Here is a 17024-nt window from a genome sequence, read left to right as displayed (position 1 = left end):
GGGGAAAGTCACCTTNGGNCGTTCGTCGTCTCGGGCAGGCGCAAGNCGGCNGCNAAACCGCGCGGGCTCAGTTCCCGGGGTACGTAAATTTCAAGTTGGCATCCGGACTGGGCGCATAGATCTTGTATGATCGACAGTCCCAGCCCGTATCCGTCTGACAGCGCGCCACGCCGGTTGAACCGCTGCTTTATGCGGTCGAGGTCCGCNGGTGAGAGAGGGGCGCAATCGTTCACGACGGCAACTCTCCCCGATTGGCTGGCGTCTACAACCGTGGGCAAAGGGCCGCTAGCGTGCTTCAGGGCGTTGTCGAACATATTGTTCAGGATGATCCCAAGGGCATCCGGATCAACGCGCGTTGAAAAATGNGTTTCGGGAAACTTCAATTCGATCTTTTCCGGGGTGCGGCTTCGGCTGCGCATCTCGGACATCAAAAGCGTGATCACCGGGGAAACATCCGTCGCGACCGCATTGAGGCCCAGTCCTGATTGCGCCCTTGATAATTGCAATAGGCGCTCGATCAAGCGCTNAAGCCGCTTCAGACCNGTTTCGATTTCGACGATATTGTCGATCTTTGCGGGGTCGCTCAGCTTTGCCCGCAGCCGCTGCGCCTGCGCCAGACAAATGGCAACGGGGGTGCGCAATTCATGCGCGGCATTCGTGGCAAAGGCACGTTCTGCGGTGATGGCGCGGTCAAGTCGCCCCATGAGNCCGTCAAGCGTATCAATCGCCGGGGTTATTTCGGAAAAGACATTCTCGCGTTCAATCGGGGAAAGGTTGTGTTCGTTCTTTTCTGCGATGTTCCGGCTGAGCTCGGCAATCATCGCGACTGATCGTCGAACCGCCCANAAGGAGGATANCGCAAATAGCGCCCCCAACAGGCCAAAACCGATCGCCACAGCGATCACCACATCGGTTATCGCCTCATTNCGTTCCACCATCGGCTCGGCCACNACGACGCTGCCCGTCTCGGGCTGATCTGAACGGAGCATGATAAAGCGATGCCCGGCGGCGGTGCTTAGNCCNGTGGCCAATGGCGTGGGAAGCGCAAAAGCACCAACGCTTTTTGACTGCGCGTAGACCTGACCATNCGGATCCAGATACCACATCANCGCGCGTTCATCCGGCTTACGCAGTTTGCTTTCAAAATCCAGCAAGCCGCCCACGTCAAAGCCCGCGTCGCCTTGGGNCGTTTCGATGAACTCCACCAAGAGATGCGCCTTGCCAATCAGGCTGGCNTCAAGCAGCTCGTCATACTCGTCCTTGAAGATATGCTGGACGATCAANACGCCAATCACCATCACCGCCAGCCCGGGCACAAGCAGCGACCCAAGCAGCGACTGAACCAGACTTTTGTGGCGGAGTGTCATGAGGTCAAGGCGTAGCCTAAACCACGGTGCGTGGCGATAAGGTCTTTGCCTAATTTCGTGCGCAAACGGCTGATATGTGCCTCGATCGCGTTGCTTTCGACTTCTTCGCCGTAGTCATAGATGGCAGCTTCAAGGCTCTCCTTCGGCACGATCTGGGGTTTGCGGCGCAGTAGCGTTTCGAAGACGCCCCATTCCTTAGCGGTCAGACGTACGGGCTGNTCAGCGCGCATGACGGTGTGATCGGACAGATTGACCACCACATCNTGCAGCTGAACCGTTTGGGCAAACTGGTTGGCGCTGCGTCGACAGACGGTATGGATGCGCGCTTTGACCTCATCTAGGTCAAAAGGCTTGATCACATAGTCATCAGCACCTCTGTTCAACCCCTCTATCCGGTCCGACACCTTGTCGCGGGCGGTGAGAATGAGGATCGGCGTGCGTATGGCCTTTGCCCGCAGTTTGCTTANAAANTNCAACCCGTCGCCATCAGGCAACTGCAGGTCCAGAAGTACNACATCATAGGATAGCGTACGCAGCGCGGCGTCTGCCTCGTCCAGGGTGCAGAACCATTCGACAATGTGNCGATCCGCCTCCAGATGCTCTTTCAGCGGCCGCGCCAAAGCTTTTTCATCCTCGATCAAGAGTATGCGCATAATGTTACTNTCCAGTTCCGAGACGCGGCTTNGCCAATTCGGCTGNNGCTGACATGATCATAGTTTCAGGCTTGGGGCATTCTATTTTCTGCGACCGGCTCATCGGCATATCTCAGGCCATCCCGAAATAGCGCAAAGCGACCACAGCCATGAAAAAACCGTTCGCGAAAAGCAAGCACATGGTTGCGAGCGAACCAAGGTCTTTGGCGTCACGGGCGAAAACNTCCCACTGTGGAGCGAGGTGGTCGACGATGCATTCGATCGCCGTATTCAGAGCCTCGACCGCGACAAGAGCNGAAAAGAGGACCAGAAAGACCAGAAAATCAGCGACACCCGCATCCATGATGTAGAGCAGAATACTACCGATTGGCAGCGCCACAANGATATGCCTGAACGCGGTTTCCATCCAAAGACGTCGCAGCCCGCCAATCGAATAGCCCGCAGCGGCAAACAGATGGGCGACCCCCGTAACGCGTTCGGGTTTCTCAAGCGGTTTGATAATTTCCGGCTTCATATCTTGGCCACCTCAGNATTTGTTTTNCAGGAANCGAAGATATCCAGATCGGGGTTACGCTCTGCGGTGTTGATGTCGAGCATCCCAAGTAGGGAATGGAACAGGTTGTCGTGTGACAGCGGCTTGTCCTTCTGTTCCGCCACACAGCTTTCATCGATGCCAAAGCGGGTTCGGAATGCGTCTGACATCCATAGGAGCATCGGAACATGGGTCTGCGTGTCCGGGGCCATGAAATAGGGTGCCCCGTGCAAATACAGCCCGCGTTCGCCAAGCGATTCACCGTGGTCGGACACATAAAGCAGTGACGTGGCCAAAGCTTCATTCGCGGCAAGCATTTTTATCGTCTGGGCAAGNATCTGATCNGTATAGGCGATGGTGTTATCATAGGCATTGGTGATCTCCTGCGGGGTGCATTTCTTGAACTCCGCCGTACGGCATGCGGGTGTGAAGCGTTCAAATGCCGCCGGATAGCGCTGATAATAGGTCGGCCCGTGACTGCCGATCTGGTGCAGAACCAGGACCGTGTCCTGCTTGATCGATGCGATGTAGTCTTTCAACGGCTCAAGGAATATGCCGTCGATACATTCACCCGTNGCACAGAACTCCGGGTCGGTCAGATCGTTGAATCTGCGTGTCTTGAACCGTGCGGCAATCGCTTTGTCGCCGGTGTTATTGTCCCACCATTCGACCTGCAGCCCGGCATGCCCGAAGACATCTAGCACATTCTCGGTCGAGGTGCCTTTTTCAAAGCTGTAGTCATCTCGGCTGTATTTTGAGAACATACAAGGCAGTGACACCGCCGTGGCAGTGCCACAGGACTGGATATTGCTGAAGTTGATAATTGGCAGCTTGGACAGCTCTGGGTTCGTGTCGACGCCGTATCCGTTCAANCTNAAATTCTGCGCCCGCGCGGTTTCCCCCGCAACGACAACGGTCAGCATAGGCTTTTGCGGCGCGTCATAGGCAGAACCGCCCCTTGCATCCGTTCCGGTGCTGGTGAGGACCAGATTGGCCGAACGCGACATCATCTTGGCGTATCGGATCGCGCCTACCAACGGGGCACCGGGNTGGTAGCTGCTCATGAAATCCTTCCGCTCGCGCAGGATCGACGCATAGGATTTCAGGTCTGACATCAGCAATCCTGCGGCCAATGCAAGGCTGACAACAAAGGTCACTATCGGCGTTACAGCCGCCCTGATCCGCGTCTGGGGTCGAATTGGCACCCAGATCACGATGAGCGCGGGCAACACACCGAAGCCAATAATATGGGTGATGTAGCCAGGTGTTATCAGATGCCGGGATTCCGCGACGGTGGTCACCATGACATTNTGGATCATGTCGCGGTCAACGATAATGCCAAGTGTATCGACGTAATAAGACGTCATGGCNGCCAGTATNAGCATCGAGACNAGAAACGGTTTAACCGTCCACGGGTATGCGAACAGGCTGAAGGCGGCCAGCGTCAAACAGAACACAGCCCCCATAAAGCCCGCGAGCGACAATAGGTGGCCCGAGAAGACATCCCTTGAGATGTTCCAGAATGTGCTATTATCGACACTGAACACGAATGCGATGGAAAGAACGGTCAGCAGCACGGGGGAGATGCTTATCCGTTCACGCAGAACGGCTAGCCGGGATAANAGGGTCTTCACAGAGGNCATAANAGAGCTTTCGCAGATTTAGATGCGTGCTCATGACCAGCGTAAGCTTACGAAAAGCTTACGATCGGAATTTTTCATTTCTAAAAGGTAAATTGTACATGGAGAACGAAATCGGCGACGCAGCAGTTCGAGAAAGGNCCGGGCTCGTGCGCCTCCTTGCGTGGTACGCGATATTTGGCTGCATCCTGTTTTCGGGGATGATCCTGATCGCGGATTTTGTTGTTCCGGGCCACGACTGGATCGCCGACACCATCAGCGATCTTGGNGCGGGTGAATATGAATATATNGTNGATATCGGCATCTATGNGTTTTCGGCTTCACTGATATCGGTCGCTTTACTTGCCGCGCATATTCATCTGGGCAATTGGCGCTGGAGCGTCGGGATCGTGGGCTTCACCGTCTTGGGGCTGATTGTCTTCCTTGTTGGCGCGCGGAATGAATACGGCGACAACGACAGCGATGGCGTCGTGATCCATAGCTACCTGGTCTATGCTCTTGGCCTTCTTATGGCGATCTTGCCGTGGTCCATGTCAGACGGGGCGCGCTGCTGCGGTGCGATATACGGCAGACTCCTTGTCGGTCTCTNNGCGCTCTGGACCGTCTCGGCACCGGTCTTTTTCATGCTACCCACCGATGTCGACGGTCTTTACGAACGGTATCTCGGTGTGATTGCCATGGCGACGGTGATCACTCTGGCGGTATTGTTTCTGCGCCGGCAGGGGCGCGGATAGGGTCACGGCTGCTGCATTCGCTTATGCCCGCTTNAACGGNCGTGGCTGCGGCATGCTGCAGCGNCTGATGCGTCTGGCNAAAGNAAAGCAGCCCCGCCGGTCATCCGGCAGGGCTGCGCTTTATGTCTTACAGGCTCGCGTCCAGGGCGGCGAGGATCGCGTCGCCCATTTCGGAGGTCGAGATGGGTGAGCCGCCTTCGGGGCCCATCAGATCCGCGGTGCGTGCCCCATCGGCNAGCACTTTTTCNACGGCTTTTTCCAGACGCGCGGCTTCATCGCCNTGGTCGAAGGANTAGCNCAGCGCCATTGCAAAGCTGAGGATACAGGCNATGGGGTTCGCCTTGCCTTGACCCGCGATATCGGGGGCAGAGCCGTGGACGGGCTCGTACAGCGCTTTGGGGCGGCCATCGGCATTGGGCGCACCCAACGAGGCAGAGGGCAGCATCCCCAGCGANCCNGTCAGCATCGCGGCACAATCGGACAGGATATCGCCGAACAGGTTGTCGGTGACGATCACGTCGAACTGCTTGGGCGCGCGCACCAGNTGCATCGCGCCGTTGTCGGCGTACATGTGGGACAGCTCGACATCGGGGTAGTCTTCGTCATGCACCTTCTGCACGACTTCGCGCCACAGGATGCCGCTTTCCATGACGTTGGCTTTNTCCATCGANCAGACTTTNTTGCCCCGACGNCGNGCCAGTTCAAANGCNGACCGNGCNACNCGGTCNATCTCGGATTCGGTGTAGCGCTGTGTATTGATGCCGACGCGTTCGTTGCCTTCCTCGAAAATACCGCGGGGTTCGCCAAAGTAGACACCCGATGTCAGTTCGCGCACGATCATGATGTCGAGCCCGGCAACGAGGTCTTTCTTCAGCGAGGAGAAATCCGCCAGCGCGTCAAAACACTGTGCCGGACGCAGGTTCGAAAACAGGTCCATTTCCTTGCGCAGGCGCAGCAGGCCGCGNTCGGGTTTNACGNNGAAATCAAGCTCGTCGTATTTCGGCCCGCCAACGGCACCNAGCAGAACAGCATCCGCCGCCAGCGCTTTGGCCATCGTGTCGTCATGCAGGGGGGTGCCGTGTTTGTCATAGGCGGCACCGCCGACCAGATCGTGATCCACGTCAAAGGCCAGATCGCGCTTGTCGCCAAACCAGTCGATGATGCGAACAACCTGGCCCATGACCTCGGGGCCGATGCCGTCACCGGCGAGGATTAGCAATGTGGGGTTGGCCATGCGATGTCTCCTGAAAAATACGTTGATAGCGGGGTAGCGCGGGGAGGCAGAGGGGTCAAGAACGGCTAGCGGTCAAGATCGACCCAGACCACGCCATGGCGGCTGGCAGCAGGGTCGCGGGCCACGCCAGCGGCGACGACGCGCCAGTCGGTTGAGGGCAGTAGATAGTCGACACGCATATCGCCCAAACCGTCGAAGGTGACGGTGGGCTGACCCNNCAGCGGGTCNTGNAGCGCNGGGTGATCCAACAGCGTCTGGATCGCGACGCGCAGCCCTTCGCCTTTCGTCGGATCAAGATTTGCATCCCCCAGCAGGATAAAACGGTCTGTTGGCGGCGGGCCGAAGGTGCCTGCCAGATAGTGGTCCCAGAACAGGATTTCGTCATGGTTGCGTTTGCCGTTGCGGTCCTCTGGTCCGTCGAACACAGGGGGCGTNGCATANAAGGTCAGCAGGGTCAGGGGCGCTTGGTCNGGGATGTCGAGNGGCACGACCCATGCCCCGTGCGANGCGAGCCGCTGCACCTCTTGCGCCGCGGCAGAGGGGAAGGGGGCNCCGTCCGTCTGNGGCAGCAGCNCATCGGGCAGGTCACGCCACAGAAAATCGCTGTAATCCTGAACATCGGTGCGCAGCACGGGATAGCGCGACAGGATCGCCATCGCGCCCGCGCCGAAGAAGCGGCCATAGCCCTGACCATCGCGCGCGCCGCCCGTTTTACCGTCGCCGTCCATATCCANNCCCGTGGGCCGTCCCGCATTCGGGGGCAGNGCGAAACGGTAGGGGTAGCTGGGGCCAGCCTCGCCAAGCCTGTCCGCCAAAGCGCCAAGCGTTGTGCCGCCAAGATCGTAATCCACCCCCTGCAGCACGATGATATCGGCAGCAACATCCGCCAGCAGGCGCGTCACAGCGGNAATCTGCGGGTCCGACCCTTTGGCAATGTCGCGCAGCAGCAGACCCGGTCCGGCCCGCGATAATTCGGTGTTGAAGGTGGCGATGCGCAGNGGCTCTGCCANCGCGGGGGATGCGGCCAGCAGGACGCCTGCGATCAGGCTGGCTGCAAGCCGTGATCTTTCTCCGCCTCGTCGGCATAGGCGCGACGGCGTTTCTCTTCGATCATCTCGGCGATCTTGCCCATGGCAATGCCGCGCATGATGATGCTGGCAGGAAGGAAGGCCCATGCGGCGACTGTCCAGATCTGGGTATGCGGGTTCTGCAATGTAATCGGGTCTAGCAGATCGGCCGCCGCTTTGACTACTGCGGGGATCAGGAAGGGCAGAAGGAAGCCAAGCGCGATATTGATNCNTGCGTCCCGTTGCAGNCGATAGATGACATCGCCGCCCGCGGTCGGGTCGAANAGNGGCAGGTTCACCCAGACGTTAAAGGCCCCCTGACGCACNGGCCAATTCATGATGCGCACCAGCACCAGAAACGCCCCCATCGAGATCAGCGAGATCAGATAGGCCATGCCNGCGGACGTACGGACCGATGTCACCAGNGCGTCGCTNGCGCTTTCGGGCAGCATCAGGACAATCATGCGCACCGGCGAAAAGGGGAAATCCATCGCATTGCCAAGAATCGTCCCGATAGAGGTCATGGCACCGCCCAGAACCGAGGGGCTGACCTTTTGCTTCAGGATCAACGTCAGCAGGATGATGGTGACCAGCAGGCAGACATAGCGCAGCCGGTTGAAGGGGGCCGCGTCGCGGAATTCGATGATGCTGGGGAAGTTCGAGTTGTATTCGATGAACGTNAGNAANCAGGCGATCAGCGCCACCAGCATNGTGATCTGGCTGGAATCGTTCAANGCATCGGGTAACATGAGGGCGGGCGTTGCAATCAACAATGCCACCAGAATGCCACGCGCTGCCGCGCCGGATATACGTGCAATCACAAAACTACCCTTCCAAACTGGCCAGCCACGATTCTTTGCCGCGTGCTTGTTCCAACTTGATGCCCTCGGGTGTCGAAGGCCTGCCTCAGAATTGCCTCAATTGTGTCTTCTTTCGCCACATTCCTCAAGCCCGTTCCTGACGATGCGCGCGGATCTGAGACATTTTGAGCGCAGGTGTGGTGCGATATTGCATCATAGCTGCGGCGAAAATGACGCAACCCGCGGTCTGTTGTGGGCAACAANGCGGTGCCCACAACCATGTATAGAACTCAACCCGTGGTTAGGTCAAGCGCGCCAGCCCGTCGGGCCGGGCCCGTGGGGGTCAGACCCAGGGGCGTGCCTGTGCAGCGGCAGATTCGAAGCTGTCGATAGAGGCCGCTTTTTCCAGCGTCAGACCAATATCGTCGAGCCCGTTCATCAGGCAGTGCTTCTTGAACGCGTCAACCTGGAAGCTGATGACTTCGCCGTCAGAGCTGGTGATCGTCTGCGCNTCAAGATCCACTTCGATCCGCGCGTTAGAGCCTTTTTCGGCGTCTTTCATCAACAGGTCCACCTGCTCTTGCGGCAGGGCGATCGGCAGGATGCCGTTCTTGAANCAGTTGTTGTAGAAGATGTCCGCAAAGCTGGGCGCGATGACACAGGTGATGCCGAAATCGGCGATGGCCCAAGGCGCGTGTTCCCGCGAAGANCCACAACCGAAGTTATCNCCCGCCACAAGAATCTGCGCGTCACGGTATTGCGGTTTGTTGAGCACGAAATCCGGTACTTCGTTGCCGTCGCGGTCATAGCGCATCTCGTCAAACAGGTTCACGCCAAGGCCCGACCGTTTGATCGTTTTCAGGAACTGCTTGGGGATGATCATATCGGTGTCGATATTCACCATCGGCATGGGGGCCGCGATCCCGGAAAGNTTGTCGAATTTGTTCATGGTTTTGTTGTCCTTTGATCTGCTGGCCGCTTACGCGTCGAGCTTGCGGATATCGGTCAAACGTCCGGTAAGAGCGGCAGCGGCAGCCATCGCGGGGGACATCAAATGGGTGCGCCCCTTAAAGCCCTGACGGCCCTCGAAGTTGCGGTTCGATGTCGATGCGCAGCGTTCGCCCGGCGCCAGNTGGTCGGGGTTCATCGCCAAACACATGGAGCACCCCGCAAGGCGCCATTCGAAACCGGCATCCTTGAAGATNTCGGCAAGCCCTTCTTCCTCGGCCTGCGCCCGCACNAGGCCGGAGCCCGGGACGATCATGGCGCGCATNCCGTCCTTGATCTTCTTGCCTTTCAGAACCGCCGCCGCAGCGCGCAGGTCTTCGATGCGGCCGTTGGTGCANGANCCGATGAACACGGTATCGATCTCGATATCGGTCAGCGCCATGCCTTCGGTCAGGCCCATGTATTCGATCGCGCGTTTCGCCGCGTCGACCTTGCCGCCGGTGAAGTCGGATGCCGCGGGTACTTTGGCGGTGATGGGCAGAACATCCTCTGGCGAGGTGCCCCAAGTCACGGCTGGCGCGATGTCTTCGCCCTTGATCGTGATGACCTTGTCCCAATGGGCGTCGTCATCGGAATACAGAGTTTTCCACCAATCCATCGCGGCTTCCCACTGGGCACCCTTGGGCGCGTGGGGGCGGCCTTTGCAATATTCGAACGTCTTGTCGTCCGGCGCGATCANGCCAGCGCGNGCGCCGCCCTCGATGGCCATGTTGCAGACGGTCATGCGGCCTTCCATCGACAGGTCACGGATCGCCTCGCCGCAATATTCGATGACATAGCCGGTGCCGCCCGCCGTGCCGGTTTCACCGATCACGGTCATGGTGATGTCCTTGGCGGTCACACCGGGGGCAAGCTTGCCGGTGATCTCGACCTTCATGTTCTTGGATTTCTTCTGGATCAGCGTTTGCGTCGCCAGCACGTGTTCCACCTCCGAGGTGCCGATCCCGTGGGCCAGCGACCCGAAGGCCCCATGTGTCGCCGTGTGGCTGTCGCCGCAGACAACGGTCATGCCGGGCAGGGTCCAGCCCTGCTCGGGGCCGACGATATGCACGATGCCCTGACGCACGTCGGACACGGGGTAGTAGTGCAGGCCGAATTCCTTGGCGTTTGTATCAAGGGCGGCCACCTGAACGCGGCTGTCTTCGGTCATCGTCGCGGCGTTGGCGCGGTCCAGCGTGGTCGGCACGTTGTGATCGGGCACAGCGATGGTCTGGTCAGGGCGGCGCACGGTGCGGCCCGTCATCCGCAGCCCTTCAAAGGCTTGCGGGCTGGTCACTTCGTGGACGAGGTGACGGTCGATGTACAGAAGGCAGGTGCCATCGTCGGCCTCGTGCGCGACATGGGCATCCCAGATTTTATCATAGAGCGTTTTGGGGGACATGTGGTCCTCTCCCGTATGTTATGTAAGCGAAGAATAGGGGTGTACGAAAGACGAGCGCCAAGGCGCGGGCGGGCGTTTATAGTCGCGCCAGCACGGTGTGGGTTGCCCCGAAAAAGCGTTCGCGCAAGCGGGCGCGGTCGCAAATGTTGAACAGATCGTCTGAAACATGTGTCATAGCGGCTTAGCTAGACGCTTTCGGCCATGTGATCAAGGATTCTGACGGTGTGCGGTGGTGGCGCGGCTGCATCGGATCACGTGGTTGTGCGTGGGCGCGGGTATCCCTTCTTGCGCGGTGCGCGGGATTGTCCCACCATTAAAGCCCTGTACAAGTTTCTTGCCTTGAAAGTTTATGATGACCCCAGACCCCTTTGCCCATTTCCTTGAGAGTATCCAGGCGTTGATCGCAGGGGGGATCGGATTGGCAGAAAGCCTGATGCAGCCCGGCTGGCGTCAGTACCAGATGTTCATCCTGCTCGGGCTTGCGCTGATATCATGGGGGCTGCATCACGCCACGGGCAACTGGCTGCAAAACTGGGTCCGCTCGCGCGAGGGGTGGTCCAAGTGGCAGTTGCGCATGGTGGTGCAGGTCAAGCGGCGTCTGGGGCTGATGTGGTTCGCCCTGCTGGCAGGGACGGTCTATCTGGTGATGCAGAACATCACCTGGCCGTCGCGGTCCTATCTGATCGGCATATTCGCAACGCTGGTGGCGGTTTGGGTCTGTATCGCCTTTGCGGCGCGGCTGGTGCGCAACCGCCCCATGCGGCGGCTGGTGACATGGGGGCTGTGGATCTACGCCACGCTCTATGCGCTGAACGTGGTCGATGATGTCTCGGCGTTTCTGGATTCGGTGGCGCTGTCGATCGGGGATTTCCGGCTTTCGCTGCTGACGGTGATCACCGCGCTGGTGGTGATCGGTCTGTTCTTTTCTGTGGCGCGGATCATCAGCCAGACCAGCGCTGCCACGATCCGCAAGAACGAAGACATCAGCCCCTCTATGCAGGTGTTGGCGGTGAAGGGTGTACAGCTGACGCTTTATGGCATCGCTTTCTTTATGGGGGTCAAGGCCGTCGGAATTGACCTTACCGGGCTTGCGGTGCTGTCAGGGGCGATTGGTGTGGGCCTTGGTTTCGGCCTGCAAAAGGTCGTATCGAACCTTGTGTCGGGGATCATCATCCTCATCGACAAATCGATCAAGCCGGGGGATGTGATCAGCCTTGGCGATACGTTTGGCTGGATCCAGACCTTGGGCGCGCGCTATGCCTCTGTCGTGACGCGGGACGGGAAGGAATATCTGATCCCGAACGAGGACCTGATCACCGGTCAGGTGGTGAACTGGTCCCACTCCAACGATTTTGTGCGGCTCGATATCTATTTCGGCACGGCTTACGGGGATGATCCCCATGTGGTGCGCAAACTTGCGGTAGAGGCCGCAAGCGGGGTCGAGAGGGTGCTGAGCTTTAAAGCTCCGGTCTGTCATATCGTGGGCTTTGGGGATAGCAGCGTCGATTACATCCTGCGCTTCTGGATCAAGGACCCGACAGGCGGTCTGACCAATATCAGGGGCAATGTTTATCTGGCGCTTTGGGATGCGTTCAAAGAGCATGGCATTTCGATCCCCTTCCCGCAGCGCGAGGTCAAGGTTCTGGACGACAGCAAGCTCGCCCTGTCCCGCGCNGGTGNAGNTACNGGATCAACACAGGAATGAGCGGCGGGAATCAGCGGGGCCGNGANCCNGTCGTGACTGCGCCCGAACCNCCATATCCCNCTGTCGCGGGCGCATGGCAGCTTTGCGACGCTGTGGCACGACTGCCAACCCGAGCCGGACAGATGGCATATGCGCCTATCGGCCAGACCTTCATGGCGCTGCGAGGAGGGTGGTCGTNGTACCCCCTGACAACGCCAGTGTCGTCNGCAAAAATGCACAGCGGACAAGAGTTTGCCCGTCAGGGNNTGCNATTCTCTCGCCNCGTTACGGGCGGCCCGTCAAAGCGGTGGTGTCGCGGCTCNCGGAACGGCCCCGACTGGCGCGCGCCGGTAAATGCCGGTCATGGCCGCTTGTCATTGAAATTTCACTTCGGCGTGCCTATTCTAGGACATCCCCAGCGCCGGGGGACTGTCGGCGCGTCTAAAGGAGGACAATGTCCTGTCAACGCTTTCAAATGCAGTTCCGACTGCTACCCCGCAGGCAGCCCTGATGACTGCTGAACAAAACACAGCCACAAGCGACGCTCTGCTGGCTTCAATCCTTTCCCAACTTGACGACGACAAAGCCGAAGAAGTTGTGCAGATCGATCTGCGCGGCAAAACGGCGATTGGCGACTANATGGTTGTGTGCTCCGGCCGGTCTTCGCGTCAGGTTTCGGCAATCGCTGAAAAGCTGGCCCAGATGGTCAAGGACGACTATGGNCGTTCGCCCAAGGTCGAAGGCAAGGAAACNGGNGACTGGGTGCTGATCGACACAGGCGATGTGATCGTTCACGTGTTCCGTCCNGAAGTCCGCGAATTCTACCAGCTGGAGAAGATGTGGATGACCACAGAAGCCCCAGCCGTGATGCCGCATTAAGCTGCCTTTCAGGCAGGGNTCATGCGTNTTCACATCTGTGCGGTCGGGCGTTTGCGCGCCGGACCGGAAAAAGACCTCATTGATGATTATCTGAATCGGTTCGATCGAACCGGTCGCGCGCTGGGCCTTGGGCCCGCGCGCGTGATNGAGGTTGAGGATAAGAAAAATGGCGGTATGCCCGCCGAAGCCGCGCTGNTGCGCCGTGCCATTCCTGCGGGGTCGTTGATCTGTGTGATGGACGAACGAGGCANGGTCGAAACCTCNCCGGATTTCGCCAACCGCCTTGGGGGCTGGCGCGATCAGGGGCGGGGGGATCTGTGCTTTGTCATCGGCGGCGCGGATGGCATCGACAAAGAGCTACGCCGCGAGGCGGATCATGCGCTGTCATTCGGCAAGATGGTCTGGCCGCACATGCTGGTGCGCGTCATGCTGGCAGAACAGCTGTATCGCGCCGCCTCGATCCTGTCGGGCGGCCCATACCACCGCGTATAAATCCGNCAGNTCTGNNGTCCGGCAGGGCCCAAACCTTACTTGATCTGGACCTTCTTGATCTCTTTCCCCCAACCGGCCTGCGTATCGCGGGCCTGAATGCCGACCTCTGTCGTGCCTGCGGGCAGCTCAACGCCGGACAGGGAACGNGTCAGCGGTTGTTCGTCCACGTGGGGGTGGATCAATTCGCGGATCGCCAGCTGGTTGCCATCGGCATCCAGAATGCGCCACGCGTCCGAAAAGTGGTCCCAGCCGGTATCATTATGGCTGATCGTCACGTCGAACTTATAAAGGCCGCCCTCTTTCGACACGCGCACCGAGTTGATGGAGGTCGGGTCTGCCGCAGCGACCTGTGCTGCAACCAGCAGCGGAATGGAAAGGATCAATTTGTACATGAATACACCAATGTCTGAAAACAGACATATAGACTAGCCTTGCTCATTTTCCAATAGAATGCGCCGTGACAGTGACGTGAACTCGCGCCGCCAGATGATGATNACNGTGACCATNGCNGCGANGGTGAGGGGGATCGGGCCGACGATCCAGCCCAGACTGGCCAGCGCAAAATAAAGCGATCGCAACCCCCGATTGAAACTGCGNGCGGCGGTGATGTTGATCTCTGCCGCCTTGGANGCCAGCGGGGGTGCGCGGCGGTCCTCGGGGTCATTTGGGACGGCGGCCATGAGCACCGAACAATAGCCAAACAGCCGGTTTGACCAGACGAATTTCAGAAAGCCGTTGGTCAGAAAGAACAGTGGCAGCAGCATTTTGAATTCCCACACCACGGTGGGCAGCTCGGTCAGGGCAAGGTCTTCGACCACCGTCGACAGACGCTCGCTGTTGCCCAAAAGCGCCANTGTCCCNCCCAAAGCGATCATGCTGGTAGAGGCGAAGAAAGCNGTGCTTTGCCGCAGGGTGCTGATCATCTGCGAATCAAAGATACGCGGCTGACGGGTGATCATCTGGGTCATCCATTCGCGCCGGTATTGCGCCATGATCAGCGACACAGAGGGCTTCGCGGGNTTNGGGTGTTCGATGCGCCAGCCAATGGCCAGCCAGGCGCAAAAGATTATCGCCAAAGCGGCATAATCCAGCGGTTGAAACAGGGCGATGCGATCCATCCAAGTCATGCTAAGCTGCATACGCCGACTGGTTCTATGTTGCCAATGTCTTTAATTGGTCATATTATTTTACCAANCTGGAGGTTCGCCATGGAAATGCCCATNCCCAGCCAAGCCGTGATCGCGCGCAAGACNCGTGTGGTTGATCGGCTGCGTCAGGTTTTGCCGGCTGATGCTGTCATCTCGGATGANCGNGAGACGCGGGCCTATGAATGTGACGCGCTGACCGCCTATAAATGTGCGCCGATGGTGGCGGTGTTGCCCTATACCACACAGCAGGTATCGGACGTGTTGCGCATCTGCCACGAAGAGGGCGTGCCCGTCGTGCCGCGTGGGTCCGGTACGTCGCTGGCGGGGGGCGCGCTGCCCACGGCGGACTGCGTGATCCTTGGCGTGGCGCGTATGAACGAGGTGATCGAAACCGATTACCCCAACCGCATCATCAAGGTGCAAACCGGGCGTACCAACCTGAGCGTCACAGGCGCGGTCGAGGAAGACGGTTTCTTTTACGCGCCCGACCCTTCAAGCCAGCTGGCCTGTGCCATCGCAGGCAATATCGCGATGAATTCGGGCGGGGCGCATTGTCTGAAATACGGGGTGACGACCAACAACCTCATGGGCGTTACGATGGTCTTGATGGATGGCGAGGTGATCGAGGTTGGCGGCGCGCATCTGGATGCGGGCGGGCTGGACCTGCTTGGGCTGATCTGCGGCTCTGAAGGGCAGCTGGGGGTCGTCACCGAAGCCACGCTGCGCATCCTGCACAAACCCGAAGGCGCGCGGCCCGTGTTGATCGGGTTCGACGATAACGAGGTCGCGGGGGAATGTGTCTCTGACATCATCAAGGCGGGTGTCTTGCCCGTCGCAATCGAATTCATGGACCGCCCCTGTATCGAAGCGACGGAGGCCTTCGCCAAGGCTGGTTATCCCATGTGCGAGGCACTGCTGATCATCGAGGTCGAAGGCTCTGACGCGGAGATTGACCACCAGTTGGGTCTGATTTCCGACATCGCGCAGCGGCACAATCCGGTGGAACTGCGGCAATCCAAATCCGCAGAGGAAAGCGCCAAGATCTGGCTGGGTCGGAAATCGGCCTTTGGCGCGATGGGGCAGATCAACGACTACATGTGTCTGGATGGCACCATCCCTGTGTCCTCGCTGCCCTTCGTGCTCAAACGCATCAAGGAACTCAGCGATCAGTTCGGGCTGAAGGTCGGCAATGTGTTTCACGCAGGCGACGGCAATATGCACCCGTTGATCCTGTTTGATGCCAACAAACCGGGCGATCTGGAGCTGTGCGAGGAATTCGGGGCCGAGATCCTCAAGCTCTGCGTCGAAGTGGGCGGCTGTCTGACCGGCGAACATGGCGTCGGGATCGAGAAACGCGATCTGATGCATGTGCAATACGCCCCCGACGATCTGGAGGCGCAGATGGCGGTGAAGGATGTGTTCGACCCCGAATGGCTGCTGAACCCCGCCAAGGTCTTTCCACTGGACGCGTCAGAGACACGCCGCGCCGTGGCGCTCGCGGCGGAATAACCCGCGCCTGATTAACTGCTGATCTTCAAAAGATTACACGCACGACGAAGGAGCCGAGACATGGCCATCACATCCGAAGAGACGCTGGTCGAAGCGGTCAAAGGTGCCGCTGGCCCGATCTCGGTTCAGGGGGGCGGCACGCGCGGCCTGCCCGCGACAGGTCAGATCATGCGCGTCGCGGGGCTGCAGGGGGTCACGCTGTATGAACCCGGTGCGCTGACGCTGGTCGCGAAACCCGGCACTCCCGTGGCCGAGATCGAAGAGGCGCTGGCCGCCGAAAACCAGCGTCTCGCGTTCGAACCGATGGACCATCGCGGATTGTTGGGCACCAGCGGCACGCCGACGATCGGTGGGGTAATGGCAGGCAATATCAGCGGACCGCGGCGGATCTCGGTCGGGGCGGCGCGGGACTTTCTGCTGGGGGTGCGCTTTGTCGACGGGCGCGGTGCCGTGGTCAAGAACGGCGGGCGCGTGATGAAGAATGTCACCGGCTATGATCTGGTCAAGCTGATGGCGGGGTCTTACGGCACTTTGGGTGTGCTGAGCGAGGTATCGATGAAGGTGCTGCCACGCCCTGAAACGCAGGCGACCTTGGTGTTGCACGGGCTGGACGATGGGGCCGCTGTGGCCGCGATGGCCCGCGCCCTTGGCAGCCCGTTCGAGGTGACAGGTGCCGCCCATGACCCTGCCACCCGCGAAACCGCACTGCGCATCGAAGGGTTCGAGGCATCGGTCAGCTACCGTCTGAGCCAGCTTCAATCGTTACTCGCCGGCGCGGGAGGCGAGGTCGAGCAACGCGATGCAGCAGCCACGCAGGCGCTTTGGTCCGGCATCCGTGATGTGGCGGCGTTTCACGACGGGCAGGGTGATGTGTGGCGCGTGTCGTGCAAACCCTC

At 59.4% G+C, this 17024-nt stretch carries 16 protein-coding genes; 6 read left to right on the top strand and 10 right to left on the bottom strand.

The annotated features are described in order from the left end of the window. Positions 1–8 precede the first annotated feature (8 nt). From CBB63_RS16435 to CBB63_RS15920, 4 genes are all read right to left on the bottom strand, one after another. Complete coding sequence (locus CBB63_RS16435) at positions 9–704, bottom strand: sensor histidine kinase (RefSeq protein WP_502695964.1); 696 nt, start codon at positions 702–704, stop codon at positions 9–11. 659 nt (positions 705–1363) lie between these two features. Further along, positions 1364–2020, bottom strand: a complete 657-nt coding sequence (locus tag CBB63_RS15930) for a response regulator transcription factor (RefSeq protein WP_286699846.1) — start codon at positions 2018–2020, stop codon at positions 1364–1366. A 112-nt stretch (positions 2021–2132) separates the two neighbouring features. Beyond that, positions 2133–2534, bottom strand: a complete 402-nt coding sequence (locus CBB63_RS15925; RefSeq protein ID WP_286699845.1) for a diacylglycerol kinase — start codon at positions 2532–2534, stop codon at positions 2133–2135. Continuing rightward, positions 2531–4195 carry a phosphoethanolamine transferase gene (locus tag CBB63_RS15920; RefSeq protein ID WP_502695960.1) on the bottom strand — a complete coding sequence of 555 codons (1665 nt, stop codon included), beginning with the start codon at positions 4193–4195 and terminating at the stop codon, positions 2531–2533. The genes CBB63_RS15925 and CBB63_RS15920 overlap by 4 nt, the downstream gene beginning before the upstream one ends. Before the next feature lie 32 nt (positions 4196–4227). Here CBB63_RS15920 and CBB63_RS15915 point away from each other — a divergent pair, with 32 nt between their 5' ends. Beyond that, positions 4228–4926 carry a DUF998 domain-containing protein gene (locus CBB63_RS15915; protein ID WP_502695959.1) on the top strand — a complete coding sequence of 233 codons (699 nt, stop codon included), beginning with the start codon at positions 4228–4230 and terminating at the stop codon, positions 4924–4926. A gap of 127 nt (positions 4927–5053) precedes the next feature. On the opposite strand, the gene leuB is transcribed toward CBB63_RS15915, so the two are convergent. The 5 genes from leuB to leuC all read right to left on the bottom strand — a co-directional run bounded on the left by leuB (position 5054) and on the right by leuC (position 10416). Then, the gene (gene leuB, locus CBB63_RS15910) at positions 5054–6160 is read right to left on the bottom strand and encodes a 3-isopropylmalate dehydrogenase (RefSeq protein ID WP_286699842.1); all 1107 of its coding nucleotides are present in this window, start codon (positions 6158–6160) and stop codon (positions 5054–5056) included. Between the two features lie 65 nt (positions 6161–6225). Beyond that, positions 6226–7170 carry an endonuclease/exonuclease/phosphatase family protein gene (locus CBB63_RS15905; protein WP_502695963.1) on the bottom strand — a complete coding sequence of 315 codons (945 nt, stop codon included), beginning with the start codon at positions 7168–7170 and terminating at the stop codon, positions 6226–6228. A 32-nt stretch (positions 7171–7202) separates the two neighbouring features. Next, positions 7203–8048: a hypothetical protein gene (locus CBB63_RS15900; protein ID WP_286699841.1), complete on the bottom strand. Its 846-nt coding sequence runs from the start codon at positions 8046–8048 to the stop codon at positions 7203–7205. Positions 8049–8370: 322 nt separating this feature from the next. After that, entirely contained in the window at positions 8371–8976 is a 606-nt protein-coding gene (gene leuD / locus CBB63_RS15895) for a 3-isopropylmalate dehydratase small subunit (RefSeq protein ID WP_286699840.1), read from the bottom strand. Positions 8977–9006: 30 nt separating this feature from the next. Next, the gene (gene leuC / locus CBB63_RS15890; RefSeq protein WP_286699839.1) at positions 9007–10416 is read right to left on the bottom strand and encodes a 3-isopropylmalate dehydratase large subunit; all 1410 of its coding nucleotides are present in this window, start codon (positions 10414–10416) and stop codon (positions 9007–9009) included. Between the two features lie 349 nt (positions 10417–10765). On the opposite strand from leuC, the gene CBB63_RS15885 reads away from it, so the two are divergent. The 3 genes from CBB63_RS15885 (at position 10766) to rlmH (ending at position 13471) form a co-directional block, all read left to right on the top strand. Beyond that, positions 10766–12121, top strand: a complete 1356-nt coding sequence (locus CBB63_RS15885; protein ID WP_286699838.1) for a mechanosensitive ion channel family protein — start codon at positions 10766–10768, stop codon at positions 12119–12121. A 489-nt stretch (positions 12122–12610) separates the two neighbouring features. Beyond that, positions 12611–12979 (top strand): ribosome silencing factor, encoded by a 369-nt coding sequence (rsfS, locus tag CBB63_RS15880; protein WP_286699837.1) that lies wholly within the window; start codon positions 12611–12613, stop codon positions 12977–12979. A gap of 21 nt (positions 12980–13000) precedes the next feature. After that, positions 13001–13471 (top strand): 23S rRNA (pseudouridine(1915)-N(3))-methyltransferase RlmH, encoded by a 471-nt coding sequence (rlmH, locus tag CBB63_RS15875; protein ID WP_286699836.1) that lies wholly within the window; start codon positions 13001–13003, stop codon positions 13469–13471. 425 nt (positions 13472–13896) lie between these two features. On the opposite strand, the gene CBB63_RS15865 is transcribed toward rlmH, so the two are convergent. Continuing rightward, positions 13897–14598 (bottom strand): DUF599 domain-containing protein, encoded by a 702-nt coding sequence (locus CBB63_RS15865; protein ID WP_286699835.1) that lies wholly within the window; start codon positions 14596–14598, stop codon positions 13897–13899. Between the two features lie 81 nt (positions 14599–14679). Here CBB63_RS15865 and CBB63_RS15860 point away from each other — a divergent pair, with 81 nt between their 5' ends. Both CBB63_RS15860 and CBB63_RS15855 read left to right on the top strand, forming a co-directional pair. Beyond that, positions 14680–16128 (top strand): FAD-linked oxidase C-terminal domain-containing protein, encoded by a 1449-nt coding sequence (locus tag CBB63_RS15860; protein WP_286699834.1) that lies wholly within the window; start codon positions 14680–14682, stop codon positions 16126–16128. A gap of 60 nt (positions 16129–16188) precedes the next feature. Continuing rightward, on the top strand, positions 16189–17024 hold an 836-nt coding region (locus tag CBB63_RS15855), incomplete at its 3' end, for an FAD-binding protein (RefSeq protein ID WP_286699833.1).

This window comes from Sulfitobacter sp. TMED3 (assembly GCF_002167505.1).
Classification (GTDB): domain Bacteria; phylum Pseudomonadota; class Alphaproteobacteria; order Rhodobacterales; family Rhodobacteraceae; genus Sulfitobacter; species Sulfitobacter pontiacus.
This window is presented reverse-complemented; position numbering and strand designations above follow the sequence as displayed.